Source organism: Alcanivorax sp., assembly GCF_002733835.1.
Lineage (GTDB): Bacteria > Pseudomonadota > Gammaproteobacteria > Pseudomonadales > Alcanivoracaceae > Alcanivorax.
In genome coordinates, this window is sequence record NZ_NVWY01000018.1 from 20,176 (window position 1) to 44,747 (window position 24,572).

A 24,572-nucleotide genomic window follows, 5' to 3' on the forward strand; every position below is an offset into this window, starting at 1 on the left:
CTGACCCGTGGAATGCCAACCATGCTGGCCACCCTCTGGACGATTATTGCTCCCGTGCTGCTGTGCGCAGGCCTGGGCTATGGCTGGGCGCGGGCCGGCAAGCCCTTTGATACCCAGATGGTCACGTCACTGGTCACCCTGGTCACCACCCCATGCCTGATTGTCGCCACCATGGGCAAGACGGATCTGGACCTGCAGGCGCTCATGGAAGTGGCCGGCCTGGCAGTGGCGGTGCTGGCCACCACGTTCGTGGTCAGCGCAGTGATACTGCGCCTCACCGACCAGCCCTTCCGGGTGTTTCTGCCTTCACTGGTCTTTCCCAACACCGGCAACATGGGCATCCCGTTGTGCATGCTCGCGTTTGGCGAAGCCGGGTTGGCGTTATCGCTGGCCTGGATGATGCTCTACTCCGTGGCGCACTTTTCCCTGGGACTGGCCATCGTCAGCGGCCAGGGCTTTTCCCTGAAACTGTTCCGCCACCCGATTCTGATCTCCGTGTTTCTGGCCGTGGCCATGGTCGCTTTCCAGCTAAGCCTGCCTGAGTGGCTCTACAACACCGTCAGCCTGATCGGCGATCTGACCATCCCCTTGATGCTGATTACACTGGGGGTATCCCTGTCGCAGCTGAAAGTGCGCCATCTGGGTAGCGGAGCCGGGTTTGCGGTGCTGCGTCTGGCCAGCGGCTTTGCGGTGGGGTGGGGACTGGTGACGGCACTGGACATCGACGGCCCACTGCGTGGCGTGGTGCTGATCGAATCCACCATGCCGGTGGCGGTATTCAATTACCTGCTCGCCAAAGCCTACAACCGGGGCGCGGAAGAAGTCGCTGCCATGGTGGTGATTTCCACCTTGCTGGCGTTTCTGCTGCTACCCCTGCTATTGAGCTACGCGCTCTGAACCACAGACATTAACGGGAACAAACCACTTCGGTTTCATACGCCCAAAATCCCGGCGCAGGTTATGCTTGAGCGAACGCTTTGAATCCAGCACAAAAGCCTCCTGACCGTCGCGGACAAATACCACCCAGTGCCAGAACGGCTTGCCGTTTTCCCGGTGCCACTTGATCGCCAGCAGTGCCCGTTCCGGTAGCCCCTGCCAATTGGAAAATGGCTGCTCACCCGGCAGCGCCTGCAGCCCATACGCCGCCAGCAACCGCCGCACATAAGCGGTATCCGACCACAGCGTGCGGTCTTCCGGGTCGATCCCCAATCGGGCGGCTCGCTGCCTTGCCTGGCGGTAGTTCACCCCCGCAAGGGCGGCCACTGCAGCAATCCCGCAACCCGTCACGTCTTCCTGAATCACCGGCTTCATCCGAGCCTCCTGTGCGCCCTCTTTGCCAAACGCTTACACTGACGGTTTTTCCGTCACGGGGCCATTCCATGATCCACCGCCTGACACAACTTTTTCCACTCTGGGCCCTGCTGTTTTCCCTGCTGGCCTACTGGCAACCGCAGAGGCTGGTAGCCGGCAAGCCAGCCATCGTGCCACTGCTTATGCTGATCATGTTCGGCATGGGGCTGTCGTTAAGCTGGGAGGATTTTCGGCGGGTGTTCAAACGGCCCGCAGTGATTGCGCTTGGCGTCGTGTTGCAATACACCCTGATGCCTCTGATCGCCTGGGGCATCGGTATCGCACTGCAACTCCCCCAGGCATTACTTGTCGGGCTGGTACTGGTCGGCGCCTGCCCCGGTGGCACGGCGTCCAATGTGATCGCCTATCTGGCTCGCGCCAATGTGGCGCTGTCAGTGGCGATCACCTTTGCCTCCACCCTGGTGGCAGTGGTCGCCACGCCCTTGCTGACCTGGCTGTATCTGGGTGAACGCATCCCGGTGCCAGTAACCGGCCTGTTGCTGTCATTGATCCAGATCGTGGTCATTCCAGTGGTGGCCGGCTGCACCCTGAATACCTTTCTGCACCGCCAGCTGACGCCAGCTCGCGCCATTTTCCCACTGGTTTCCGTGGCCGCCATCGTCATCGTGATCGGCATTATCGTGGCCCTGAACCAGGGCAACATTGCCGAAGCGGGCATGGCGGTGTTTATGGCGGTGATGCTGCACAACGCGCTGGGGCTGGTGGGCGGCTACGGCATCGCCCGATTACTGCGGCTTGATCCGCAAACCGCCCGCACCCTGGCCATTGAAGTGGGCATGCAGAATTCCGGGCTGGGCGTGGCACTGGCGATCAAACACTTCACCCCACTGGCCGCCCTGCCCGGCGCCCTGTTCAGTGTCTGGCACAACCTGTCCGGATCGTTGCTTGCCTCGTTCTGGCGTCGCAGCATGCCAGAACAGTAGGCGCGATTCTCAGGGCGCAAGGCGCTCATGACTCCAGCTGCCATCCGCCTGCCGGGTATACCGAAACCGGTCATGCAGGCGACTCGGGCGACCGTGCCAGAACTGGATTTCCGTGGGGATGATCCGGTAGCCGCCCCACTGCGCCGGGCGCGGCACCGGCGCCGAAGGAAATTCCTGCTCCAGTCGTTTCACTTCCTCTTCCAGCCATTCCCGGCTGGCGGGCTGGCTCTGCGGCGAGATGGCCGCGCTCACCTGGCTGGCATAGGGGCGGGAGGCAAAATAGCTGTCAGATTCTTCCCGATCCACTTTGTGCGCTTCACCGATAACAATCATCTGGCGGTCGAAAGGCTGCCAGAACATGGTGAACGACACCTTGGGGTTGGCCGCAATGTCTTCCCCTTTGCGGCTGTCGTAGTGGGTAAAGAAGGTGAAGCCGCCACCCTCGATACCTTTAAGCAACACCACCCGGGAAGAGGGCTGGCCGTCAGCGCTCACGGTGGCAAGCGTCATCGCATTGGGCAACGGCAATCCGGCCTCAATGGCTTCATCCACCCAGAGACGCGCCTGCTCCAGTGGATCGTCATGAAGGGAGACCTGGGTCAGCCCTTCAGCGTGATATTCTTCGCGCACATCTTTCATGGTTTCCCCGGCTGGCTGTCATACTGAACCGGCAGTATAACGCCCACACGCCAACAACCACGAACCAGGATCAAGAAGCAGGACAGTTAGCCATGCTCAACACCGCCGACGAAAATCGCCGCCGCCACGACCTGCACCCGGACCATCCGGTGTGGCTGTTTGGATATGGCTCGCTGATTTACAAGGCCGACTTTCCCTACCTGGCACGACGACCGGCGTCGATCAGCGGCTGGGTCCGGCGCTTTTGGCAAGGTTCCCACGATCATCGCGGCACCCCGGATAAACCGGGCCGGGTGGTCACCTTGATTGAAGCCCCCGGCATGGTGTGTGCCGGCATGGCCTACCGCATCACCCCGGATGTGTTCGAGCATCTGGATCACCGCGAGAAAAACGGCTATCTGCGCGTCACTACCCCTCTGAGCTTTGCCGATGGCCAGCATGAACAGGGCCTGGTGTATATCGCTACCGCAGATAATGCCGCCTTTCTCGGCGAGGCCAGTGAACCGCAGATTGCCGATCATATAGCGGCCAGCCATGGCCCCAGCGGCAGCAACGCCGAGTACCTGTTGCAACTGGCCGAGGCGCTACGACAACTGGACGTGGTCGACGAACATGTCTTCCACATCGAGCACTATCTGCTACGTGCCTGTGATTAATTCACTGTCTGCATATACCGGTCCCAATAGCCGTCCTGTGGCGCAATCTGCTCGACCACATCCACCCATAAACCGGACGGGTCCCGCAACCCGAAGCGGTGTTGACCGAACGGCTCCCTGGTAAGCGGGTACACCACCGGCCCGCCGTCCCGGGTAAAGTCCTGGTGGGTTTGCACAATGTCATCCACTTCAATCTCCAGGCACACACCTTGCCCGCCGAAACACTCAGGCCCCGGCGGCGCCGAAGGATGATCCGGGCTCATAAAGGCCACCACGCTGCCCTGCTGCTCATTGCCCAGCAGCACAAACCAGTCGCTGTCGAACAGCACATCCAGCCCGAAATGCCGCTGCCAGAAATCCCGGCAGGCCACCTTGTGGTCGGTGACCACGATGGGGTAACGGTCGCTGATCTTCATCTTACACCTCCTTGTTAAAAACAGACAGACAGTCTGCTTTGAGAAAATAAAAACAAACTGCTAGTCTGTTTGTCAACCAAAAGAGGAAAACCATGGCCACCAATGCACAGCGCCGCGCCCAGACCCGCGGCTGCCTGATCAATGCCGCCCGCCACCTGTTTGCCGAACAGGGCTATGCCGACACCAGCACCGAGGCCATCCTGTCCGGCGCCGGCGTCACCCGGGGCGCCATGTATCACCATTTCCGTAACAAGGCGGAGCTGTTCGAAGCGGTCTGTGACCTACTCAGCCAGGAAGCCATGGCTGCCATTGAGAAAGCCGTGGACGGCCAACGCGGCAGCCTGGCCACCCTCAAGGCCGGCAGCCTGGCCTGGGTGGATTTCATGGCCCGGGACAATGTGCGGCGCATCCTGGTGGTCGAAGCTCCCTCGGTACTGGGTCAGCAACGCTGGCGGGCCCTGGATGAGCGTTACAGTTTCCCGCTGTTGCGCGAGGGCATTCGCGAAGCCATGGCGGAAGGCGCCCTGCACTTTGCCGGCAGCGCCGAAGGGCTGGCGGAGCTACTCAATGGCGCCATGAATGCACTGGTACTGAATGACCCAAGGGGAGAGAATTTGCCCCAACGGCGCCAGGACCTGCTGGCCCTGTTTGATCGCTTTTGTTGATTGCTTCCGCGGAGACACCCCATGACTGCCTGCCCCTGCCAGTCCGGCCTGGATTACGCCCACTGTTGCCAACCCCTGCACCAGGGCAAGCCCGCCGCTTCACCGGAAGCGTTGATGCGCTCACGGTTTTGCGCCTTTGCCTTAAAAAATACCGATTACATTGCTCAGAGCTGGCACCTGAGCCAGCGCCCCGCCGGGCTGGATTTGGATGACGACCAGCAGTGGCTGGCGCTGGCGATCATTGCCAGCGATGAAGAGGGCGATACCGGCTGGGTTCATTTCCGCGCCACCAGCAAGGACCGTCACGGCCTGGGCGTGCTGGAAGAACGCTCGCGGTTTGTGAAGGAAAATGGCCACTGGTATTACCTGGACGGAACCCCCTCGGTAACAGCCTTAAAGCCCGGCAGAAATGATCCCTGCCCCTGCGGCAGCGGCAAGAAATTCAAGAAATGTTGCGGGTGAAAGGCAGCAACGAGTTTCGATTTGCGAAAGGCAAAGCCGTGAGTAATTTTTTGGTTTTCGAAACTCGCACTCTCACCATTCAGGAAAACGCCAGAAACCCGTCTTCCACTGGTTCTTCCAGCAGCACATGCCTGTCATAGGCATAATGGTTCATCACTTTCCACGGATGCCCCTGGCCCTGCCGAGGCAACAAATGGCTGGCGCGTTGTACATAACCGGACCCCAGCGCATCCATGATGGAATGGTCCTGCTGCGATTGCGCGCATTCGGCCCGGGGCGTCACCACAGCAAGCCGGTTTTCTTGCAGATAATTGAGCAGCCGGCACACGTAGGCAGCAGCCAGATCGGCCTTGAGCGTCCAGGACGCATTGGTATACCCGAACACCCAGGCCATGTTGGGCACTCCCTCCATCAGCACGCCTTTGTAAGTCATGCGCTGACTCACATCCAGCGGCGCACCATCAACCGATAACGTCATGCCGCCAAGCACCTGAAGATTCAGCCCGGTGGCGGTAACAATAATGTCCGCTTCCAGCTCCCGCCCGGATTTCAACAGGATGCCATTTTCCGTAAAGGTCTCGATATGATCGGTGACAATGGTCGCCTTGCCATCGCGCAGGTCCTTGAACAGATCCGCATCCGGCACCGCGCACAGGCGCTCGTCCCAGGGCATATAAGAAGGGCTGAAATGGGCCATATCCACGCCATCGCCCACATGCCGCTTGACGTTGGACAACAGCAGTTTGCGCATAAATTTCGGGTATTTTTTTGACGCTTTATAAATCAGGCGCTGCAGCTTGATATTGCGCCACCGTGCCATACCAAACACCCAGTCCGAAGGCAGCACCGCATCCAGCAGTTCGGATAATTTGTCATGGCCGGGAATGGAAAAAATATAGGAAGGTGAACGCTGCAGCATGGTGATATGAGCGGTTTCCTCCGCCATGGAGGGAACCAGTGTAACGGCCGTGGCACCACTACCAATCACCACCACTTTTTTATCCTTGTAATCCAGGTCCTCCGGCCACTGTTGAGGATGAACACAGCGCCCCTTGAAGCGATCCATACCCGGAAAATCAGGTAAATAGCCCTTGTCGTAATTGTAATAACCGGTGCAGCCAACCATAAACCGGGCGGTGAACGTCTCGGTTTCTCCACTCTCTTCATGGGTTACTGTCACTGTCCAGCGCTGATCCTTTTCCGACCAGTCCGCCGAGGTAGTTTTCAGGCCATAGCGGATATGCTCTGTGACCCCAAAGGCGTCCGCCGTTTCATGAATATAATGACGAATGGAGGGCCCGTCGGCCAACACTTTCAATTCATTCCAGGGACGAAAACCATAGCCAAAACTGAACATATCAGAGTCGGAACGAATCCCCGGATAACGGAACAGATCCCAGGTTCCTCCCATGGCCTTGCGCCGCTCAAGAATAGCAAAACGCTGGTCCGGACAATCCTTGCTAAGATGACAGGCCATGCCGATACCCGACAGCCCTGCACCGATTATCAGGACATCCACATCATTACCGGTGTGTTCATTATTTTCGGCATGCTTGTGCTGGCTAACCATGAGAACGCTCCCTTAAAAAGCCGGTCAAATCATCACGTAAAGAGTTCCTTTACCGTTCACCATCCCATTGCCAACAACCTCAGGCAACCGACTTTTTCTGCCTGCACCCTACCCGCCAGGTCACGCAGCATGGATCCACGGAATGGCCCTTGCATTTTTACGTCCAAAGTAATCATCAGGCCGTTTCCAAGTCTATACAAAGCAGTACTTGGCCCCATTCCATAAGGGGTATAGCGTTAAACGAAAAGCAGAACAAAGGTGGCATCATGGCATCAACAGACTCAACCACCACACTCCCTGACTGGCACGACGGGAAACGTTACCTTTGGTTACTCAGCCCGGCGATCCCCGTGCTGGCTGTTTCGTTTCTTCTCATTTATCTGTTTATCTGGCCCTGGCCCGGGTTGCTCTGGGGCGGCCCTTTCCTCGTATACGGTCTGATTCCCTTTGCCGATTGGGTGGTAGGGGCCGACACCAGCAATCCACCGGAATCTGCCGTCCCACAGCTGGAAAGCGATACCTACTACCGGCTGATTGTTTATGCCTACATCCCGACCCAGTATCTGGCCACTATCCTGGGCGCCTGGCTGGTGGCCAGCGGGGATGTGCCACTGTGGGGCCTGGCCGGTCTGGTCTTCAGTGTCGGCGCGGTTAACGGCATTGCCATCAATACCGCCCACGAACTGGGCCACAAGAAAACCCGAACCGAACGCTGGCTGGCCAAGATCACTCTGGCCCCGGTTGCCTACGGGCACTTTTTCGTGGAGCACAACAAAGGGCACCACAAAAACGTGGCCACCCCCGAGGATCCGGCCAGCTCGCGCATGGGCGAATCATTCTGGGCGTTTCTGCCGCGTACCATGATCGGTAGCGTGAAATCCGCATGGCAAATTGAAGCGCAACGTCTGCAACGTTGTGACCAACCACTGTGGTCCCTGAAAAATGAAAACCTGCAAAGCTGGCTAATGACCGTTGCCCTGTTTGGGCTATTAACCCTGTGGCTGGGCTGGGTGGTTTTACCGTTTCTGCTTCTGCAGGCGTTTTATGGTGCCTCCCTGCTGGAAGTGATTAATTACATGGAACATTACGGGCTGCTTCGGCAGAAAAAATCTGACGGTCGCTACGAGCGCTGTGAGCCCCGGCATTCCTGGAACAGCAATCACATCGTCACCAATCTTTTCCTCTATCAATTGCAGCGCCATTCCGATCATCATGCCAACCCGACCCGCCGCTTTCAGGCGTTGCGCCATTTTGATGACAGCCCGCAACTGCCCTCCGGCTATGCATCCATGCTGATACCCGCTTACCTGCCTTTTGTCTGGTATCAAAAAATGGACCCGCTGGTCTATCAGCATTACAACGGCGACCTGACCCAGGCCAATCTACAACCGGGAAAACGCGACGCGCTACTGAAAAAATGGCAACGCCCGGTGGTCAGTTATCGCAGCGCCGATTCTGAACCCGATGTGCAGCAAGATGGCGTTGAGGCGGCGCGCCAGGCCGAACAGGACATCGACAAGGCTCACCAGTTTCAGTGCCCAAACTGCGGCTACACCTACGACGAGCAACACGGCGATGAAAACGAAGGGTTCCCGCCCGGCACCCGCTGGCTACAAATCCCCAACGACTGGGCCTGCCCGGACTGTGCAGTACGCGAGAAAGTCGATTTCGTCCTCAAGCAACACTGACGGACACCCTCCGGCGACTCCCCCCCCCTGTAGCCGGAGGGATTTTTTTGTTTAGCGTGGATAGCACGTTTCTTGCAGCTTGACAGGCTTGTCTCGAATTACGACCGAGACCGGCGCATGGCCAACGGCGTAATGCCGAACCAGCGCCGGAAAGTGCGACTGAAGTTGGAGGTATCCTGGTACCCCAGCTGTTCCGCAATGCGTTCCACCGGGTCCGCCGTTTCCATTAACAGCCAGCACGCCAATTCCCGGCGCACTTCATCGAGCAACAGCTGATAGCTCGTCCCTTCCGCTTTGAGTTTGCGAATCAGCGTGCGCGGTGACATGGCGAATTCGCTCGCCATGGTTTCCAGTGAAGGGAAAGCGCCGGGCTGATCCAGCAACACCAGTCCCACCTGCTGACTGAACGGCCCCCCCTGTTCCAGCTGCTTGCGCTGATGTTCGCAATCACGCACCGCAGTGCGATGCATGGCCGGATCTGCGGTCAGACAACGTTTGTCTAACTGGTGGCTGGCAATCACGATCTCGAACTGTGTCGTGCCAAACTGCACCGCACAACCCAGTAGCCGCTCATATTCCGGCGACCACTGGGCGTCTGGCAGTGGCAGTGACACACGAATATCCCGGCCTCGTTGCGGCAGCACCGCATCAATCATCTGAAAATAGGTGCCCAGCAAGGCACCGTAAAGAAACTCACGGGCCTCGCCCAATGGCTGCCTCTCGGTGATGATGAGGCGACCCTCGCCGCCTTCCTCGACAAACGCCAGATCCGTCAGCTGCAGGCGAATCGAGGCGAAACGCGCAATCACCTGGTGCAGGGCACGCAGATCGGCGGCGGAAACCACAGCATACCCGAGCGCACCATGGGCTGACACCGAGGTGGCATTGGCAATATGCAGCCCGATCCAGGGCTGGCCGGTTAACGCCACGGCCCGGCGAATCAGCCGCGTCAGTTGTTCCTGGCTGAGGTAGCGGTGTTCGCTGAGCAGCTGCTGCCATTCCAGCCGGGTGCCGGCAAAAATATCCGCATCGGTAAACCCCTGCCCATGGAGGTGAGCACACAGCAACCGGCTATAGGTGGGATGAATGGCCGGACGCAGCCGTTCAACCATGGATACCCCGTGTTCCTCCACCATCACATTTTTCACTACCGCCCTCGCTCCCGCTGGATGCCACCCAGCTTACCCCGAAACACACTGTTTAATCTGTCACTTTATGACGATTTATTGCCACCTCCTGCGGTGCTCCTGCCAGACACAGCGGCGCAATATGGCAGCAAGACATGAACTTGCACACAACAACAACGAGGCCTCTTATGAACAAGGCAGGCGTATTTATCGGCCCCTCCGGGGTCGAATACCGGGATCGCAAGCGTCACCTGTGGATGGTATCCCTGTTAGTCCCGGGCACCGTATTCCTGGGCCCATTGCTGTATATGACCACCGGCAACGCCTTGTTGCTGTGGCTGCCGCTGGCCTTCTATTACCTCACCATTCCCGTGCTGGACATGCTGATCGGTGAAGACCAGAGCAACCCACCGGAGGAGGTTGTCCCGCAACTGGAAGCGGATCACTTCTACCGCAGGATGACCTATGCCCTGGTGCCAATCCTGCTTGGCGCCTACCTGTTTGGCATGTGGTTTGTGGGCACTCACACTCTCCCCCTGCATGGCGTCATCGCCATGGTGCTGATGACGGGCACCATTTGCGGCGCCGCCGGGATCAATCTGGGCCACGAGCTGGGCCACAAGAAAACCCGTATTGAGCGCTGGCTGGCAAAGCTGGTTCTGGCGCCCCTGGGCTACGGCCACTTCCCCATTGAGCATAACAAGGGCCACCACCGCGACGTGGCCACCCCGGAAGACCCTGCCTCGTCGCGGCTGGGGGAAAATATCTGGAAGTTTGCCGCCCGCGAAATCCCTGGCACCTTCAAACGTGCCTGGCAGCTGGAAAAGGCGCGCCTGCAAAAAGCCGGCAAACCGGTATGGTCCGTGCACAATGACATTCTTCAACCCGGCCTGCTGAGCCTGTTGATCTGGGGTAGTGTCATTGCCCTGTTTGGCTGGAAAATGGTGCCCTTTATTGCTGCCGTCACTCTCTGGTCCTACCTGCAGCTGACCTCCGCCAATTATGTGGAACACTATGGGCTGCTGCGTCACAAGGATGGCAATGGCCGCTATGAACGGACTCAGCCCCATCACAGCTGGAACAGCAATCACATGTTTTCCAACTGGGCTTCGTTTCACCTGCAACGTCACTCCGACCACCACGCCCACCCGGCACGGCGCTACCAGAGCCTGCGTCATTTCGAAGACCTGCCCACGCTCCCGAACGGTTACTTCGGCATGTTCCTGATCAGCTACATCCCGCCGCTGTGGTTCCGGGTGATGGATAAGCGCCTGCTGGAAAAGGCAGATTACCAGGCTGCCAATATCAATTTCGATCCCGCCAGGCGAGCCGCCCTGATCCGCAAATACGCCATCAAGGAATCCGCCCCGACACAACAGGCCGCATGAACGCGCTTTCCCTTTACCGCGCCCGCTCTTGCGGGCGCGTTCTTTTTTGCCCTGCACACGTCTTGTATCACCGGTTACGTATCCGCCCCCCAATGGCTTAGGATACGAACACAGTCAGACCTTCCATTGCGCTGATCCATTTCGCTGATTCTTCAAGGAGTCTCCATGAGCGATTCACAATTTGATGTGGTGGTCTTTGGGGCCACCAGTTTCGTTGGCCAGATTCTCTGCCAGTACCTCTTTGACACCTACGGGACCAATGGCGAGTTAAAGTGGGCAGCAGCCGGGCGCTCACTGGATAAACTGGAGCAGGTAAAAGCCTCACTGGGCAACGCCGCCAGCACCCTGCCCCTGATCACCGCCAATGCCAACGACGACGACAGCCTGGACGCCCTGTGCGCACAGACCCGCGTGGTGGTTTCAACCGTGGGGCCTTATGCGCTGTATGGCGAGCCCATGATCAAGGCCTGCGTTAACAGCGGCACGGATTACTGCGATCTCACCGGTGAAGCCCAGTGGATTGCCGACATGCTTGAGCAATACGAAGCCACCGCCAAGAAGAATGGCGCACGTATCGTGCATTGCTGCGGCTTTGATTCCATTCCCTCGGACATGGGCGTCTACTTTCTCCAGCAGCAAGCCCAGGCCCGCTTCAACGCGCCGGCCAGCACCGTGCGCATGCGCGTCAAAGTGGCCAAGGGTGGCGTTTCCGGTGGCACCGTCGCCAGCATGATGAACATTGCGGAAGAAGCCGGAAAAGACCCGGCATTGCGCAAAAAACTGGCCAACCCCTACCTGCTTTGCCCACCAGACCACGGCTTCAAAAGCCGTCAGAGCAGCATCGGCCTGGCCAGTTACGATAACGACTTCAACGCCTGGGTCGGCCCCTTTGTGATGGACGCCATCAACAGCCGTGTGGTGCATCGCTCCAATGCCCTGACCGGCCAGGCTTACACCGATCACTTCACCTATAACGAGGCCATGCTCACCGGCGATGGCATGGGTGGCCGCATGAAAGCCCTGGGGATCGGTGCCGGCACCGGGTTGTTTTTTGCCGCTGCGGCCATCAAGCCTACCCGCTGGGCACTGAACAAGTTTGTGGTGCCACAGCCTGGTGAAGGCCCCAGCCCCGAGGCACAAAAAGCCGGTTTCTACGACATCCGCTTTGTCGGCCACACCGACAACCAGGACACCCTGAAAGTGAAAGTCACCGGTGATGCGGACCCCGGCTACGGGTCCACCGCCAAACTGCTGGGCCAGGCCGCCGCCTGCCTGGCTCAGGACGTGGTAGAAGATGCCCCCGGCGGCTTCTGGACCACCGCGTCCCTGCTCGGTGAGCCGCTACTGAAACGGCTGCAGGAAAAAGCCGGCATGACCTTCACCGTGATCGATTAATTCCTCTCCCGGCCTGTGAACTCGCTCACAGGCCGGACCAATTTCCAGCGGCAACGGATGCCAGCCTCACACGCAATCCGTATTCTCCCCGGTTTTCCAAACAGGACGGGGTTGCCATGGAAGCGCTTGCCATACTGAAAATTCTATTGATTCTGTTCCTGCTTGGCTCAACGATTTACAGCGCCATTGTCTATCAGGGCCGCAAGAAATCCTCACTGAAAAGCCTTGCTGCATTCCGCCAGCAACACTCACCCCAGCGCAAGCTCGATCCCACCGAGCTACGTCTTGTTGACGCGGTTATCGCCCAGGCAGAACAAAAAACCCTCGGCGCCCTGGACAGCCATGAGGTTTTTTCTCTCAGCGGCCCCTACCTGCGCCACGGACTCACCAACAACGGCAACACTGTCTGGCACGACACCATCGACGGCGTGGAAGTCCTGTTGCCCTATGACGCCGAGTATTTTCTCCGCGAGCATAATGAAGCGCTGGTCGTGCTTGCCAAGAAAAAAGCCATTGTCGTTGCACTCAATGATGCGTTCACCCTTGCCGGTGGAGAAGAGCGCGATCAACGCCGCGAGCAAAACCAGCAACAATGGGAGCGCGGCGACTACGGCGGGTTATCCCCCATTGTCGAGGAGCCGGACGCCAGCCAGGATACCAACAGCGACACCTTGATCATTCGCGAACAACGGGATGAAAGCGACGCCGAAATCCAGGCGCGGCGCGGCCGTGGCATTGGCCTGCTACCCGCTTTTCTCTGGACCCTGACTTTTATCTCCCTGGCCATTGCCGCCCACTCCGACACCGGCCTGTTTCTGGCGCTCTTCCTGTCTGCCGGTGTCGTGTTCATCCTGCTGGCCCTGTTCACCACTTTCCGTCGCCCGCCCCTGGGCGAGCCACTGAAAGTCAACCAGGTGTCCGGCCAGATTCGCCTCACGCCGATCGCCGTGGATGAGCATAACAACGTACAGGTGTCGGTAACGCTCAACGAAAGTATCGGCTTTGATCTCCCTGAACACTGGCGGCCTTTCATCCAGTACGAGGACGGCCAGCATCAGGAAATGGCGGTGCGCGTAGACGATTACAGCGTTGTGCGTTACGGCCATCGCATGTCGCTGGATGAGGAAGTGCGGCGCTTTCCGTTAGTGTACTGGGGCCGCCACCTGACCCTGGCCATCGTGGGCGCCATCGCCCTGCTGTTTCCGCTCAGCAGTGTCACCCAACTCTCCCGCGACACCCTCCTTACCAGCCAATCACTCAGCGGTGCACCGCAAAGAGAGCTGGACAATGCCAAGGCCGTGCGTGACAACCCGCCCGCCGCCGGCACGCTGGTCCACCTCAAGGGCAACGCCCGCTGTGCCGTGGAAACAGGAAGCGACTCGCCCAGCATCGACTGCCGGCAACTTTATTGGGGTAGCAGCGCCCCCCGGTCCAGCCACACCCAGGCACCAGACATCATCCAGCGTTTGCAGGATAAGGACTTGCTGCAGGCACGAAGCGACAACTACCTGACACTGATGGCCACCATGCAAGGCTGGGATACTTACCGTAATGGCAAGCCGGTCATGCTCACCAACCTGCCCCGCATCATAGAGACGCTGGATTCAGCCTGCGCACAGAACGGCACTGACGGGGATATCGACTACCGTTGCCAGCGCATCCACCGGCAGATGCTGGAACGACTCATCTATACCCTGGACCCCCAGCCGGAAAACTGGCACCCGCTACGCGAGGCGGTTCAGCAGCGCGCGGACACCGATGACCCGGTCACCGCCATCACCAGCGAAGCGCATATCAAGGTTCTGCGTCAGCAGATAAGTCAGCTTGTTATTGCGCTCGATGCTGGCCGCAGCCTGGAAATCGCAAAAGACATCAACAACAGCCAGCAAGGAGGTGTAGCCATCCGCCTGGTACAGGGCCCATTGCCCGCCGCACTGGAGGCGACGGAAAGTCATGAGCGAAGCGCCATCATGGACAAACTGCTGGCCATGATCGACGCCCCCGCCGGACAGCCGTTTGCACTCAGCGGCATGGTCACGGCTTACCAGCCCGGTAACGGCGACGCACCGGCGACACTCAGCCTGGACCTGACCCGCCATCGCGACACCATAAAACCGGCGGCCATCAATGTGCTGTGGTTGCTACTGGCCGCAGGTCTTCTGTTTGGACACGGGGTCATGGCTGCGGTGCGATTTGCCCAGCACAAAAAAAGACACCAGGCGGTTGCCGCCCTGTACGCCTGAAGCCGGCGACTTAGCCGTTACAACCCCAGGCACGCACCATGCAGCGCTGGCCACCCTGACGGGCGCAATACTGCAGCGCGGTGTTCTGGGCCTGGCTGCCGCTGGAGGCCGTGCCCCAGCCATACGCGGAGCTGCCCGCTGTCTGGTCCGCCGCATAGGCGGCGCAGCCCCTGGAGAACGTCTGCACCACCCGACAACCGTAACCGCATTCGCTTAACGCCCGTGACTGGGCTTGCTGCATGCTTCCATGGTTATAACTGAAGCCGTACTGATCATCCTGATTGCTGTCGATGGCTAGGGGATGCGGGCGAGGCGGATCGAAAACGCTTACTGAAGCTGAAAGTCCTTTACCGGCAAGGGCGCAGGCGCAACCTCGCCCAGGGCATCCGCCACGGAAATCTCATGAATACGACACAGCGCATCCAGGGGCAGGTCATTGGGGGCCCGGCCGAAAGGGGTTTCCAGGTGTTCGGACAGGCGATCAATACCGAAGAAGGTATAGGCCACCGCCGCCGCCAGTATCGGGGTTGCCCAGCCCATGCCACCAATCAACGCAAAGGGCAGCAGGTAGCAATACACATAGGCGGTGCGATGCACCAGCAAGGTATAAGCGAACGGCAAGGGCGTGGACGCAATACGTTCACTGGCGGCCTGGATACCGCTCAACGCCGCCAGACGTTCATCGAGGATCTTCAGCCCCATGCTGTCCAGCGCCCCCTGCCGGTACTGCTCACCCAGTATGGCGCCGGCCTGTGCCAGCAACGCATCCGCCGGGTTGGCTTTCGCCAGCGCTGCATCCCGCTGTTCCGCTGACACCCAGGCCAGCAGTTCCTCGTTGACGGTTTCGCGGCGAAGCTGGCCCTTCAGCGCCACCGCATGGGCCAGCACCGGCATCAACAATGCTCGCCGGGCCGGAGCCTTTTCGCCCAGTAATGTGCCGCTGGCTCGAGCCAGGCTGCGGATTTCAGTGACCATCTGGCCCCATTGTTTGCGCGCTTCCCACCAGCGGTCATAGGCCGCGTTATTGCGAAAACCGAGCAGGATCGACAACACGATGCCGAGCAGGGTCACCGGCATAATCGTCAGGCTGGTCAGGTCAATCAGTTGGTAGTGACTGAGCGCGGCAACCACCACAGAAAATAATGCAACAAAGAGAATGTGTGGCAGGATTTCCGGCACCACTGATCCCCGCAGGGCAAATAACAGGGCGATGGCATTGGGGCGCTCTCGAACAATCATGGTCTTTATCCGCTGACAGTCAGCCCTGATGGTAAGCAATCGTGGGGGCGATTGGCAGAAGGGGTGGAAACAAAAACGGTTCTTCGTGGATTAGGGAACCTCTGAATAACACGCTTCTCGCCGTCTGACAGGTTTATCGCGAACACCCGCTACTTTGCCAAACGCATCAACGCCGGATGCCTGACGTAAAGCCCGATGAACCACAAAAAAGGCCCCTCAGGGCCTTTTTGTTTGCGCATTGTCTGGCGGCGCCTAGGGCTTCGACTCCGCTGCCGGCGTCGGGGCACCGGCCAGGGCCAGGTACACATCCACCATGGCCTGGGTCACCGCCGTCTGGCTGCGCACCTGGGCATCCCGGGTGGTGGTCAACTCCTGTTCCGCCGCCAACACTTCGAAGTAACCAATAAAGCCCTGCTCATACCGGGTTCTGGCCAGTTCCGCTGCTCGCTGGGCATCGTCAGAAGCCCTCACCAGTTGCGCCGCCCGCTGCTTTGAACGCTGATAGCGCACCAGTCGGGTCTCCGTTTCTTCCAGCGCCACCAGCACCGCTTGCTGGTAGTTGGCCAGTGCCTCACGGCTGCTGGCATCTTCCGCTTCGATGCGCGCCTTCACCTTGCCATAGTCGAGAAAGGTCCAGTCCACGCCCAGTGCCACGCGCCGACTCTCCGCCGGACCAGTGAACAGGTCGCCGCTGTCTGTAGCCACCGATCCCAGCAACCCGCCGAGGGTAAAACGGGGAAACAAGTCTGCTGTCGCCACACCAATACGCGCGGTGGCGGCGGCCAACCGGCGTTCCGCGGCGGCCACATCCGGCCGGCGTCGCAATACGTCACCGGGGCTGTCTACCGGGATCACCGGCAAACTGCCCGGCAACCCGGTATTCACCGCCAGGGTGTCGACCAGGGCGGCCGGCGGCTGCCCGGTGAGCACGGCAATACGGTGCATCGCTGCGCGAATACCCGCCTCCAGGGAAGGCAAGGCGGCACGGGTACGTTCCAGCTGGGCACGGGCCCGTACCGCATCAAACTCCGTACCCCGACCCGCGTTGACCCGGGCGGAGACGATATCCAGCGTCTCAGTCTGAATCGCCACATTCTGCTCGGCCACTTGCAGGCGTTGCTGCAAGCCCCGCAGTTCGAAATAACTGCTGGCCACCTGCCCGGCCAATGCCACCTGCAAGGCACCAAGGTCGGCACCCACTGCCTGCAACTGGGCAGCCTGGGATTCGGTGGCCCGGCGCAAACGGCCGAACATATCCAGCTCCCACTGCGCGGCGATGCCGGCCTGGTACCGTTCCACCCGCTCCGGGCCGCCGCCAACCGGGGTGCGCTCCACATCCGCCAGATGCTGCTCGGCACCGCTGGCACTGGCCGTGACGCTGGGCCACTGCTCCCGCTTGGCCCCGTACAACAAGGCTGCAGCACGATCGTAACGGGCCAGCGCCGCCTGCAACGTCTGGTTCGCTATCAGGGTTTGCTCGATCAATTGCGCCAACAAGGGATCATCAAAGCCCTGCCAGAAGTCCTGCTCGGCCCGGGCAAAATCACCCGGGGTGGTGGTGGAGGAATGTTGTGCCGCGAAAGTCTCCGGCTCCGGCGTGGCCGGCTTCTGGTAATCCGGCCCGACGGCGCACCCCGCCAACAGTGCCACCCCACCGATAAGGCCCAGTGCATTACGCATGCTTATCTCCTTGAATCTGCCCATGGGCGCCCCCGTCCAGGGTGCTTTCATGGTGACTGACTGGGGGCTTGCTGCCCGCCAGTTTGCGCAACGCCACATAGAACACCGGCGTCAGGAACAACCCGAACAGGGTGACGCCAAGCATGCCGAAGAACAGCGCTACACCCAGTGCCTGGCGCACTTCCGCACCGGCACCACTGCCCAGCACCAGCGGCAATACCGCAGCGGTGAAGGTAATGGATGTCATGATGATCGGGCGCAAGCGCAGGCGGCAGGCTTCCAGTGCTGCCTCAACCACACCCTTGCCCTGCATTTCCAGTTCGCGGGCGAACTCCACAATCAGGATGGCGTTCTTGCAAGCCAGCGCGATCAACACCACCAGCCCCACCTGAACAAAGATGTTGTTATCGCCGCCGAAGAACCACACGCCCATCAGCGCCGACAACATGCACATGGGCACGATAAGGATCACCGCCAATGGCAAGGTCCAGCTTTCGTACAGTGCGGCCAGCACCAGGAACACCAGCAAGATCGACAGGGGGAAGACCAGCAAGGCCGCGTTGCCCTGGGTCGCCTGCTGGTAACTCAGGTCGGTCCACTCGAAGGTCATGCCGTTGGGCAACACCTCGTCAGCAATCTGGTTGAGCACCGCCATGGCCTGGGCAGAGGAAAGCACCTGAGGGTCGGCTTCACCGGCCAGGTCTGCCGCCGGGTAGCCGTTGTAGCGCAGCACCGGGTCGGGACCGAAATCTTCACTGATCGTGACCATGGAACTGATCGGCACCATATCGCCGTGAATATTGCGGGTACGCAGCCGGCCAATGTCATCAATGTCTTCCCGGAAAGGCGCATCCGCCTGGGCAATCACCTGCCAGGTGCGCCCAAAACGGTTGAAGTCATTCACGTAGGCCGAGCCCAGATAGGTCTGCAAGGTATCGAACAGTTCGGTCAACGGCACGCCCTGGGCTTTCGCCTTGAGACGATCCACCTCCGCATTCAGCTGCGGTACGTTGGCCTGGTAACTGCTGATGGGAAAACCCATCCCCGGGGTTTGCGCAATGGCGCCCTGGAACGCATTCACCGCGTTCTGCAATTCCCCATAGCCCAGGTTGCCCCGGTCTTCGATAAACAGCTGATACCCCGAGCCGTTACCCAGGCCGAGAATCGGCGGAGGCATAAAGGAAAAGGTAATGCCTTCCTGCAGGCCTGCGATCTTCTGGTTGATCTCGGCATTGATCTCGGCCGCCGAACGGCTGCGTTGATCAAACGGTTCCAGCGGGAAAAACGCCACCCCGGTATTGGAGGTGTTGGTGAACTGCAAGGCATTCAGGCCCGGGAACGCCACCGAGTGAGCCACGCCTTCGGTACTCATGGCAATGTCCGTTACTTTCTGCAGTAACGCATCGGTGCGCTCCAGCGACGCCCCTTCCGGCAATTTCACCCCGGCAATCAGGTACATCTTATCCTGTACCGGAATAAAGCCCGGCGGCACCACTTTGAACATCAATCCGGTACCGGCCAGCAACAGCGCATAGATCACAAACACCACCCCACGATGATGCAGCGATCGGGACACACCGCCATGGTACTTGTCCGAGCTGGCATTAAAGAAACGATTGAACGGACGGAAAATCCAGCCAAACAGCGTATCGATGATGCGTGTCAGGCGATCCTTCGGCGCGTCGTGGGGCTTGAGCAACATGGCCGCCAGCGCCGGCGACAACGTCAACGAGTTGATAGTGGAAATCACTGTGGAAATGGCAATGGTGACCGCGAACTGTCGATAGAACTGGCCGGTAACGCCGGACAGAAACGCCATGGGAATAAACACCGCACACAACACCAGGCCAATCGCCACAATCGGACCAGACACTTCTTTCATTGCCTGATGTGCGGCGGCCAGTGGTGTTAGCCCCTCCTCAATATTCCGCTCCACGTTTTCCACCACCACGATGGCGTCATCCACGACAATACCGATGGCCAGAACCAACCCGAAAAGGGTCAACGTGTTGATGGAATAGCCAAGCAGATAAAGCGCCGCAAACGTACCGACAACCGAAATCGGCACAGCCAGAAGCGGAATTATCGACGCACGCCAGGTCTGCAGGAACAGGGTGACCACCAGCACCACCAGCAGCACGGCTTCAATCAAGGTCTTGATCACCGACTTGATGGAATCACTGACGAATACCGTGGTGTCGTACACCGCTTCATACTTCACGCCTTGCGGAAAACGGGTGGAAATTTCGTCCATGGCGGTGATCACCTGGTCGCGAATTTCCAGCGCATTGGCCCCCGGCGCCTGAAAAATACCAATCGCTACCGCGTCCTTGCTGTCCAGCTGGGAACGCAAGGTGTAATCCCCCGCGCCGAGCTCCAGCCTCGCCACATCGGACAGACGAACAATCTCGCCCTGGGCGCCGCTCTTGAGGACCACATCACCAAATTCCTCCACCGTACGCAGTCGCCCCTGGGCGTTAATCAGGGTCAGAAAGTCACTGCCCGGCATAGGCTCGGCGCCCAGTTGGCCGGCGGATACCTGCACATTCTGTTCGCGCATGGCGCCCACCACATCACTGGCGGTCAGCCCCCTGGCAGCAATTTTTTCCGGGTCCAGCCAGGCACGCATGGCGTAGTCACCGCCGCCAAAGATTTGTGCATCGCCGACCCCACGGATCCGCGCCAGCACGTCGCGCACATGGAGGCGGGCGTAATTGCGCAGGTACAGGGTGTCGTAACGTCCATCCGGGGACGTCAGGTGAACCACCATCAGGAATGTCGGAGACTGTTTCTGCGTGGTCACCCCCTGGCGGCGCACATCTTCCGGCAACCGGGCCAGGGCCTGACTGACCCGGTTCTGCACCCGCACGGTGGCATCATCGGCGTCGATGTCCGGCCGGAACGTCACCGTCATCTGCAACACCCCGTCGGAGCCCGCCACGGATTTCAGGTACATCATCCCTTCAACGCCGTTAATCGCCTCCTCCAGTGGCGTCGCCACGGTTTCCGCAATCACCTTCGGGTTGGCCCCCGGGTACACCGTGCGCACCACCACCGACGGCGGCACCACTTCCGGGTATTCACTCACCGGCAGGTTGGGTATGGAAATCAGCCCCACCGCAAAAATAATGATCGACAACACCGCCGCAAAAATCGGCCTGTCGACAAAGAATCGTGAAAAATTCATGGCAATACTCCTGCGCGGCGGATCCATGACCCACCGTGACATGTCGTTCCCTTTGAAGTCGCCGGACCGCCTTTCTCGCTAGCGAGCAATCACGGTTATCCGGTTTTGCTGGAGAACCTCTGCGCACCTTGTAACGCAGAGGCGCTCCGGATCACGGCTGGGCAGACGCCACCGCGGGTTCAGCTGATGGTTCATTCATGGCAACCTGATGAGGCGCCACGGGCATGCCGTCAAAGAACACCTTCTGCACACCGTTGACGATGACTCTGTCGCCCTGTTTCAGGCCATCCAGAATTACCAGCTGGTCGTCCACCGCCCGGCCCGGCGTCACCTGACGCCGCGCCGCCATATTGTCTTCGCCGACCACATACACAAAGCGGCGGTCCTGATCGGTAAGCACGGCTTTGCGGTTGACCAGCATGGCGTTATCCATTCGCACCATGGGTAACTGCACGCGGGCAAACTGGCCCGGTTTAAAAATGCCATCCGGGTTCGCCAGTTCCGCCCGGTATTGCAGGGTTCCGGTGTTGGCGTTTAACCGGTTGTCGATAAAATCCAGTGTGCCCTGATGCGGAAACCCCTCCTCCCCGGCCAATCCGATCCGCACCGTGGTCGGCTTTCCCACTACACGAGCCTGCTGACTTTCCATGGCGGCCTGCTCGTCCGCATCGAAGTACACGTGCATCGGATCCACCGACACCAACGTGGTCAGCAATGTCTGATCGGCACTGGCCAGGTTTCCCTGAGTGACCATGGCGCGCCCCGCCCGCCCGCTCACTGGCGCTCTCACCTTGGTGTATTGCAGATCCAGTTCTGCAGTCTCCAGCGCGGCTTTGGCCACATTGACCAAAGCACGGGCACCCATCAGCGCCGCATTGCGCTGGTCATACTCTTCACGGGATATGGCACGGCTATCCATTAACGACTGCGCCCGCTCCGCCTGGCTTTTCGCCAGTGCCAGCTCACTTCTTGCCTGGGCCAGTTGTGCGTTAGCCGCCTGTTGTCTCGCCAGGTATGGACGTGGGTCGATCTGGAAAAGCAAATCGCCCGCTTCCACCAATGCCCCTTCTTCAAAAGCAACCTTGTCGATGTAGCCGCTCACCCGAGGTCGCAAGGCCACGGTTTCCGGCGCCACTACACGACCGGTGAAAGATTCCCACAGGGTCACCGACTCGGCATTCACTTGAGCCACTTCTACATCCGGGGCGGGCATCTGCTGCCCGGCTTCGCTACGGGCATCGCACCCGGACAGGAAAACGATCGCCAACAAAATAAAAGCCAGGCCCAGGTACATTCCCGCGCCACTGGCCGTTTCACCATTTACACTTTCCATGAATCTGACTCCCACTATCACCCTTGATGCATCACCGCAGTAATGCGTACCCGATAATCGAATAACCCTGAAACGATTCGACAGCGTGGCGAAATCAATTCACCAGCCGATCAGACATTCACCCTGAAAAAACCATGATCAAATCGCCATGGAAGAGAACCCTACTTCCTCAAGCTAACTTTAGGTCAATGGAAAAAGCTGTTTTATTTTGCTTGCCCGGCACACACATTTTTCCAGGCAGTGGCCAACAGCTGATCTTCCAGAGTGGAGAGAAACTGTAGTGAAGCAAGGGCAGATCACGGTATCGGGTTACTGCCTCAATATTGCCTGATTCTCTGAAAACACCCTTCGGGCAACCCAGGCCCGGCATACTGTCATCCCCCGACCCAGCGGGCTGGCACTGCTGTTTCAGGCAAGCAACACCGGCCAACCTCTTCCTCACAGGCGGCAAACAATGGCTTTGCTGACGTATAAGACACTATTATTAAAGGGGTAACGGAAATCCAAAGGAAACACAGCGTATCCACCCGGCACACGGCCAGGCACGGATTCGCGCTACCCACCGGGCTTGTCCGATTCCACATTACACTCGGGGCGGATTGCCGGTTTCTGCGCAGTCATTGCCTGATTCTGCAAAAAGCATTCTGATAGCCCGAAGCACACGCTGCTCATGCGTATACTGCGGAAAAGGAGGACACCATGACCGCCACACCATTAACTGCTGCCAGACAATCCAGCATCGCGCTACAGCAACAGCTGGCGCGACTTGTTTGCGAACAGATTCCAGAGCCCGGCATGCTTTCCTCCGACATCCCCGGCGTATCGCTGTATCGTGCGGATGACACAAGCAGCTGCGCATCAACAGTCTACGAGCCCTCGCTGATTTTTATTCTTCAGGGAACCAAGACCATCCAGCTGGGAGACCGCGAGATTGTCTACGGGCCCTCAAGCTATCTGGCCAGCTCGGTACACTTGCCAGTACTCGGGCAGATTGTTGATGCCTCACCGGATCATCCCTACCTGGCGGTAAAAATTGATGTGGACCCGCAGGAAGTCACCGACCTGGTGCTGGAACTGGGAGACAAGGTTGGCCGTTATGAGCCAAGCGAAGAATGCCCGGAAGTGGGCTGTGGCCTGTGCATGTCACACATGGATGACCCCATGCAGAACGCGCTGCACCGACTACTGAACCTGATGACCACGCCCGACGATATCGCGGTGCTGGCCCCACTGACCCGCCGGGAAATCATCTACCGCTCACTGATTGGCGAGATGGGACCGCGCATGCGCAAGTTCGCCTCGACGGATTCCCAGGCCAACCGCATATCACGGGTCATCTCGACCCTCAAGGATCGCTATTCGGAACCACTGCGGGTAAAGGATCTGGCTGATTCAGCCAACATGAGTGAGTCCACCCTGTTCCACAGTTTCAAACAGGTAACACGCATGTCGCCGTTGCAGTTCCAGAAGAAGCTGCGCCTGCATGAAGCACGCAGGTTGATGCTCACCGAAGGCCTGGAAGCGGCCACCGCCAGCTATCGTGTGGGTTATGAAAGCCCTTCCCACTTTAGCCGGGAATACAGCCGCTTGTTCGGTGCACCGCCGCGTGCGGACGTTAGCAAATTGCGCGGAGCACAGGCAGGCGTCAGCGCCTGATTAGGCAGCCCGGGCAACCGCTTGACGCCGGATGCCCGACGACGGACGCCTGCATTCAAGACCTGAATACCCTCGCTGTCAGGCATCTGGCATCGAGCATTTGGTAAAGCACCGGAGATTCGCGATGAACCTTCCTAGCTTTTCAATTTATATCCGGTTTTAAAGATCCACCACACCAGCCCCATGCACAGCGTCAGAAACAGCAACGTCATGCCCAGGCTGATCCCGATGTGCACATCGGCCACACCAAAGAAGCTGTAGCGGAACCCGCTGATCAAATAGACCACTGGGTTGAACAAGGTCACCGTCTGCCAAACCGGCGGCAGCATGTCGATGGAGTAGAAACTGCCTCCCAGAAAAGTCAGCGGGGTAATGATCATCAAGGGAATGATCTGTAGCTTCTCAAACGTGTCCGCCCATACCCCGATGATAAAGCCAAACAGGCTGAAGGTGATTGCCGTCAGCAGCAGAAAGCCAATCATCAGGAAAGGGTGCTGCACGTCATAGTCCACAAACAATCGTGCCGTCAGCAGAATCAGCACGCCTAGAATCGTGGACTTGGTTGCTGCCGCCCCCACATAACCAATCACGATCTCCACATAGGACACCGGCGCCGATAACACCTCGTAAATGGTGCCGGAAAAGGTAGGCATGTATATCCCGAAAGACGCATTGGAAATGCTTTGCGTCATCAAGGACAACATGATCAGGCCGGGAATAATAAACGCCCCGTAACTGACGCCATCAATCTCGACCATCCGTGAGCCGATGGCCGACCCGAACACCACAAAGTAAAGAGAGGTGGAAATCACCGGCGAGGCCACGCTTTGCATCAGGGTACGCCAGGTGCGCGCCATCTCGAACTTGTAGATAGCGCTAATGGAATGCATATTCACTTTCATTGATTAATCCTTCCGGGAGCAGCCAAACGAGA

General features: G+C 59.0%; 21 protein-coding genes. 10 read left to right on the plus strand and 11 right to left on the minus strand.

All coding sequences use genetic code 11. The features are described 5' to 3' along the window. Positions 1–21: 21 nt before the first annotated feature. On the plus strand, positions 22–897 hold the full coding sequence (locus tag COA55_RS09720; protein WP_290501868.1) for an AEC family transporter: 876 nt from the start codon (positions 22–24) through the stop codon (positions 895–897). Here COA55_RS09720 and COA55_RS09725 read toward each other — a convergent pair. After that, complete coding sequence (locus COA55_RS09725; RefSeq protein ID WP_290501869.1) at positions 877–1,311, minus strand: hypothetical protein; 435 nt, start codon at positions 1,309–1,311, stop codon at positions 877–879. The genes COA55_RS09720 and COA55_RS09725 overlap by 21 nt on opposite strands. A gap of 68 nt (positions 1,312–1,379) precedes the next feature. Between COA55_RS09725 and COA55_RS09730 the strand changes: the two genes are divergently transcribed. Then, on the plus strand, positions 1,380–2,294 hold the full coding sequence (locus tag COA55_RS09730; RefSeq protein ID WP_290501871.1) for a bile acid:sodium symporter family protein: 915 nt from the start codon (positions 1,380–1,382) through the stop codon (positions 2,292–2,294). Positions 2,295–2,303: 9 nt separating this feature from the next. Here the strand turns inward: COA55_RS09730 and pdxH are convergent, their stop codons facing one another. Continuing rightward, a complete protein-coding gene (gene pdxH / locus COA55_RS09735) occupies positions 2,304–2,933 on the minus strand; it encodes a pyridoxamine 5'-phosphate oxidase (RefSeq protein WP_290501873.1) in 630 nt (209 codons plus the stop codon). A 92-nt stretch (positions 2,934–3,025) separates the two neighbouring features. Here pdxH and COA55_RS09740 point away from each other — a divergent pair, with 92 nt between their 5' ends. Further along, positions 3,026–3,589, plus strand: coding sequence for a gamma-glutamylcyclotransferase (locus tag COA55_RS09740; RefSeq protein ID WP_290501875.1), 564 nt, complete (start codon positions 3,026–3,028; stop codon positions 3,587–3,589). On the opposite strand, the gene COA55_RS09745 is transcribed toward COA55_RS09740, so the two are convergent. Continuing rightward, entirely contained in the window at positions 3,586–4,005 is a 420-nt protein-coding gene (locus COA55_RS09745) for a VOC family protein (RefSeq protein WP_290501877.1), read from the minus strand. The two genes, COA55_RS09740 and COA55_RS09745, sit on opposite strands and share 4 nt — an antisense overlap. Before the next feature lie 92 nt (positions 4,006–4,097). Between COA55_RS09745 and COA55_RS09750 the strand changes: the two genes are divergently transcribed. Both COA55_RS09750 and COA55_RS09755 read left to right on the plus strand, forming a co-directional pair. After that, on the plus strand, positions 4,098–4,670 hold the full coding sequence (locus tag COA55_RS09750) for a TetR family transcriptional regulator (protein ID WP_290501879.1): 573 nt from the start codon (positions 4,098–4,100) through the stop codon (positions 4,668–4,670). A 21-nt stretch (positions 4,671–4,691) separates the two neighbouring features. Then, the gene (locus COA55_RS09755) at positions 4,692–5,132 is read left to right on the plus strand and encodes a YchJ family protein (protein ID WP_290501881.1); all 441 of its coding nucleotides are present in this window, start codon (positions 4,692–4,694) and stop codon (positions 5,130–5,132) included. Positions 5,133–5,211: 79 nt separating this feature from the next. Here COA55_RS09755 and COA55_RS09760 read toward each other — a convergent pair whose 3' ends face one another. After that, complete coding sequence (locus COA55_RS09760) at positions 5,212–6,702, minus strand: NAD(P)/FAD-dependent oxidoreductase (RefSeq protein WP_290501883.1); 1,491 nt, start codon at positions 6,700–6,702, stop codon at positions 5,212–5,214. A 266-nt stretch (positions 6,703–6,968) separates the two neighbouring features. Here COA55_RS09760 and COA55_RS09765 point away from each other — a divergent pair, with 266 nt between their 5' ends. Next, entirely contained in the window at positions 6,969–8,390 is a 1,422-nt protein-coding gene (locus COA55_RS09765) for a fatty acid desaturase (protein WP_363970207.1), read from the plus strand. Between the two features lie 98 nt (positions 8,391–8,488). Here COA55_RS09765 and COA55_RS09775 read toward each other — a convergent pair whose 3' ends face one another. Further along, positions 8,489–9,538 carry an AraC family transcriptional regulator gene (locus tag COA55_RS09775; RefSeq protein WP_290501885.1) on the minus strand — a complete coding sequence of 350 codons (1,050 nt, stop codon included), beginning with the start codon at positions 9,536–9,538 and terminating at the stop codon, positions 8,489–8,491. A gap of 167 nt (positions 9,539–9,705) precedes the next feature. Here COA55_RS09775 and COA55_RS09780 point away from each other — a divergent pair, with 167 nt between their 5' ends. From COA55_RS09780 to COA55_RS09790, 3 genes are all read left to right on the plus strand, one after another. Further along, positions 9,706–10,905, plus strand: a complete 1,200-nt coding sequence (locus COA55_RS09780) for an alkane 1-monooxygenase (protein ID WP_290501887.1) — start codon at positions 9,706–9,708, stop codon at positions 10,903–10,905. Between the two features lie 165 nt (positions 10,906–11,070). Continuing rightward, positions 11,071–12,300, plus strand: a complete 1,230-nt coding sequence (locus COA55_RS09785) for a saccharopine dehydrogenase NADP-binding domain-containing protein (protein WP_290501889.1) — start codon at positions 11,071–11,073, stop codon at positions 12,298–12,300. 116 nt (positions 12,301–12,416) lie between these two features. After that, positions 12,417–14,543, plus strand: coding sequence for an IgaA/UmoB family intracellular growth attenuator (locus tag COA55_RS09790; protein WP_290501890.1), 2,127 nt, complete (start codon positions 12,417–12,419; stop codon positions 14,541–14,543). 10 nt (positions 14,544–14,553) lie between these two features. Here COA55_RS09790 and COA55_RS09795 read toward each other — a convergent pair whose 3' ends face one another. The 5 genes from COA55_RS09795 to COA55_RS09815 form a co-directional block, all read right to left on the minus strand. Next, on the minus strand, positions 14,554–14,835 hold the full coding sequence (locus COA55_RS09795) for a DUF4189 domain-containing protein (protein ID WP_290501913.1): 282 nt from the start codon (positions 14,833–14,835) through the stop codon (positions 14,554–14,556). A gap of 35 nt (positions 14,836–14,870) precedes the next feature. Then, positions 14,871–15,782 carry a bestrophin family ion channel gene (locus tag COA55_RS09800; RefSeq protein ID WP_290501892.1) on the minus strand — a complete coding sequence of 304 codons (912 nt, stop codon included), beginning with the start codon at positions 15,780–15,782 and terminating at the stop codon, positions 14,871–14,873. A 252-nt stretch (positions 15,783–16,034) separates the two neighbouring features. Then, positions 16,035–17,462, minus strand: a complete 1,428-nt coding sequence (locus COA55_RS09805) for an efflux transporter outer membrane subunit (RefSeq protein WP_290501894.1) — start codon at positions 17,460–17,462, stop codon at positions 16,035–16,037. Beyond that, complete coding sequence (locus tag COA55_RS09810; protein WP_290501896.1) at positions 17,455–20,649, minus strand: multidrug efflux RND transporter permease subunit; 3,195 nt, start codon at positions 20,647–20,649, stop codon at positions 17,455–17,457. The genes COA55_RS09805 and COA55_RS09810 overlap by 8 nt, the downstream gene beginning before the upstream one ends. Before the next feature lie 151 nt (positions 20,650–20,800). Further along, positions 20,801–21,982, minus strand: coding sequence for an efflux RND transporter periplasmic adaptor subunit (locus COA55_RS09815; protein WP_290501898.1), 1,182 nt, complete (start codon positions 21,980–21,982; stop codon positions 20,801–20,803). 699 nt (positions 21,983–22,681) lie between these two features. Here COA55_RS09815 and COA55_RS09820 point away from each other — a divergent pair. Next, a complete protein-coding gene (locus COA55_RS09820) occupies positions 22,682–23,638 on the plus strand; it encodes an AraC family transcriptional regulator (RefSeq protein WP_290501900.1) in 957 nt (318 codons plus the stop codon). 134 nt (positions 23,639–23,772) lie between these two features. Here the strand turns inward: COA55_RS09820 and COA55_RS09825 are convergent, their stop codons facing one another. Further along, positions 23,773–24,534: an ABC transporter permease gene (locus COA55_RS09825; protein WP_063519059.1), complete on the minus strand. Its 762-nt coding sequence runs from the start codon at positions 24,532–24,534 to the stop codon at positions 23,773–23,775. Positions 24,535–24,572: the final 38 nt, after the last annotated feature.

Bases quoted from the DNA above. Each gene is read 5' to 3' on its own strand.
- pdxH (WP_290501873.1), bottom strand. From the start codon at position 2,933: ATGAAAGATGTGCGCGAAGAATATCACGCTGAAGGGCTGACCCAGGTC.
- COA55_RS09755 (WP_290501881.1), top strand. From the start codon at position 4,692: ATGACTGCCTGCCCCTGCCAGTCCGGCCTGGATTACGCCCACTGTTGC.
- COA55_RS09780 (WP_290501887.1), top strand. From the start codon at position 9,706: ATGAACAAGGCAGGCGTATTTATCGGCCCCTCCGGGGTCGAATACCGG.
- COA55_RS09730 (WP_290501871.1), top strand. From the start codon at position 1,380: ATGATCCACCGCCTGACACAACTTTTTCCACTCTGGGCCCTGCTGTTT.
- COA55_RS09800 (WP_290501892.1), bottom strand. From the start codon at position 15,782: ATGATTGTTCGAGAGCGCCCCAATGCCATCGCCCTGTTATTTGCCCTG.
- COA55_RS09810 (WP_290501896.1), bottom strand. From the start codon at position 20,649: ATGAATTTTTCACGATTCTTTGTCGACAGGCCGATTTTTGCGGCGGTG.
- COA55_RS09725 (WP_290501869.1), bottom strand. From the start codon at position 1,311: ATGAAGCCGGTGATTCAGGAAGACGTGACGGGTTGCGGGATTGCTGCA.
- COA55_RS09805 (WP_290501894.1), bottom strand. From the start codon at position 17,462: ATGCGTAATGCACTGGGCCTTATCGGTGGGGTGGCACTGTTGGCGGGG.
- COA55_RS09820 (WP_290501900.1), top strand. From the start codon at position 22,682: ATGACCGCCACACCATTAACTGCTGCCAGACAATCCAGCATCGCGCTA.
- COA55_RS09815 (WP_290501898.1), bottom strand. From the start codon at position 21,982: ATGGAAAGTGTAAATGGTGAAACGGCCAGTGGCGCGGGAATGTACCTG.
- COA55_RS09785 (WP_290501889.1), top strand. From the start codon at position 11,071: ATGAGCGATTCACAATTTGATGTGGTGGTCTTTGGGGCCACCAGTTTC.
- COA55_RS09765 (WP_363970207.1), top strand. From the start codon at position 6,969: ATGGCATCAACAGACTCAACCACCACACTCCCTGACTGGCACGACGGG.
- COA55_RS09750 (WP_290501879.1), top strand. From the start codon at position 4,098: ATGGCCACCAATGCACAGCGCCGCGCCCAGACCCGCGGCTGCCTGATC.
- COA55_RS09745 (WP_290501877.1), bottom strand. From the start codon at position 4,005: ATGAAGATCAGCGACCGTTACCCCATCGTGGTCACCGACCACAAGGTG.
- COA55_RS09790 (WP_290501890.1), top strand. From the start codon at position 12,417: ATGGAAGCGCTTGCCATACTGAAAATTCTATTGATTCTGTTCCTGCTT.
- COA55_RS09740 (WP_290501875.1), top strand. From the start codon at position 3,026: ATGCTCAACACCGCCGACGAAAATCGCCGCCGCCACGACCTGCACCCG.
- COA55_RS09760 (WP_290501883.1), bottom strand. From the start codon at position 6,702: ATGGTTAGCCAGCACAAGCATGCCGAAAATAATGAACACACCGGTAAT.
- COA55_RS09720 (WP_290501868.1), top strand. From the start codon at position 22: ATGCTGGCCACCCTCTGGACGATTATTGCTCCCGTGCTGCTGTGCGCA.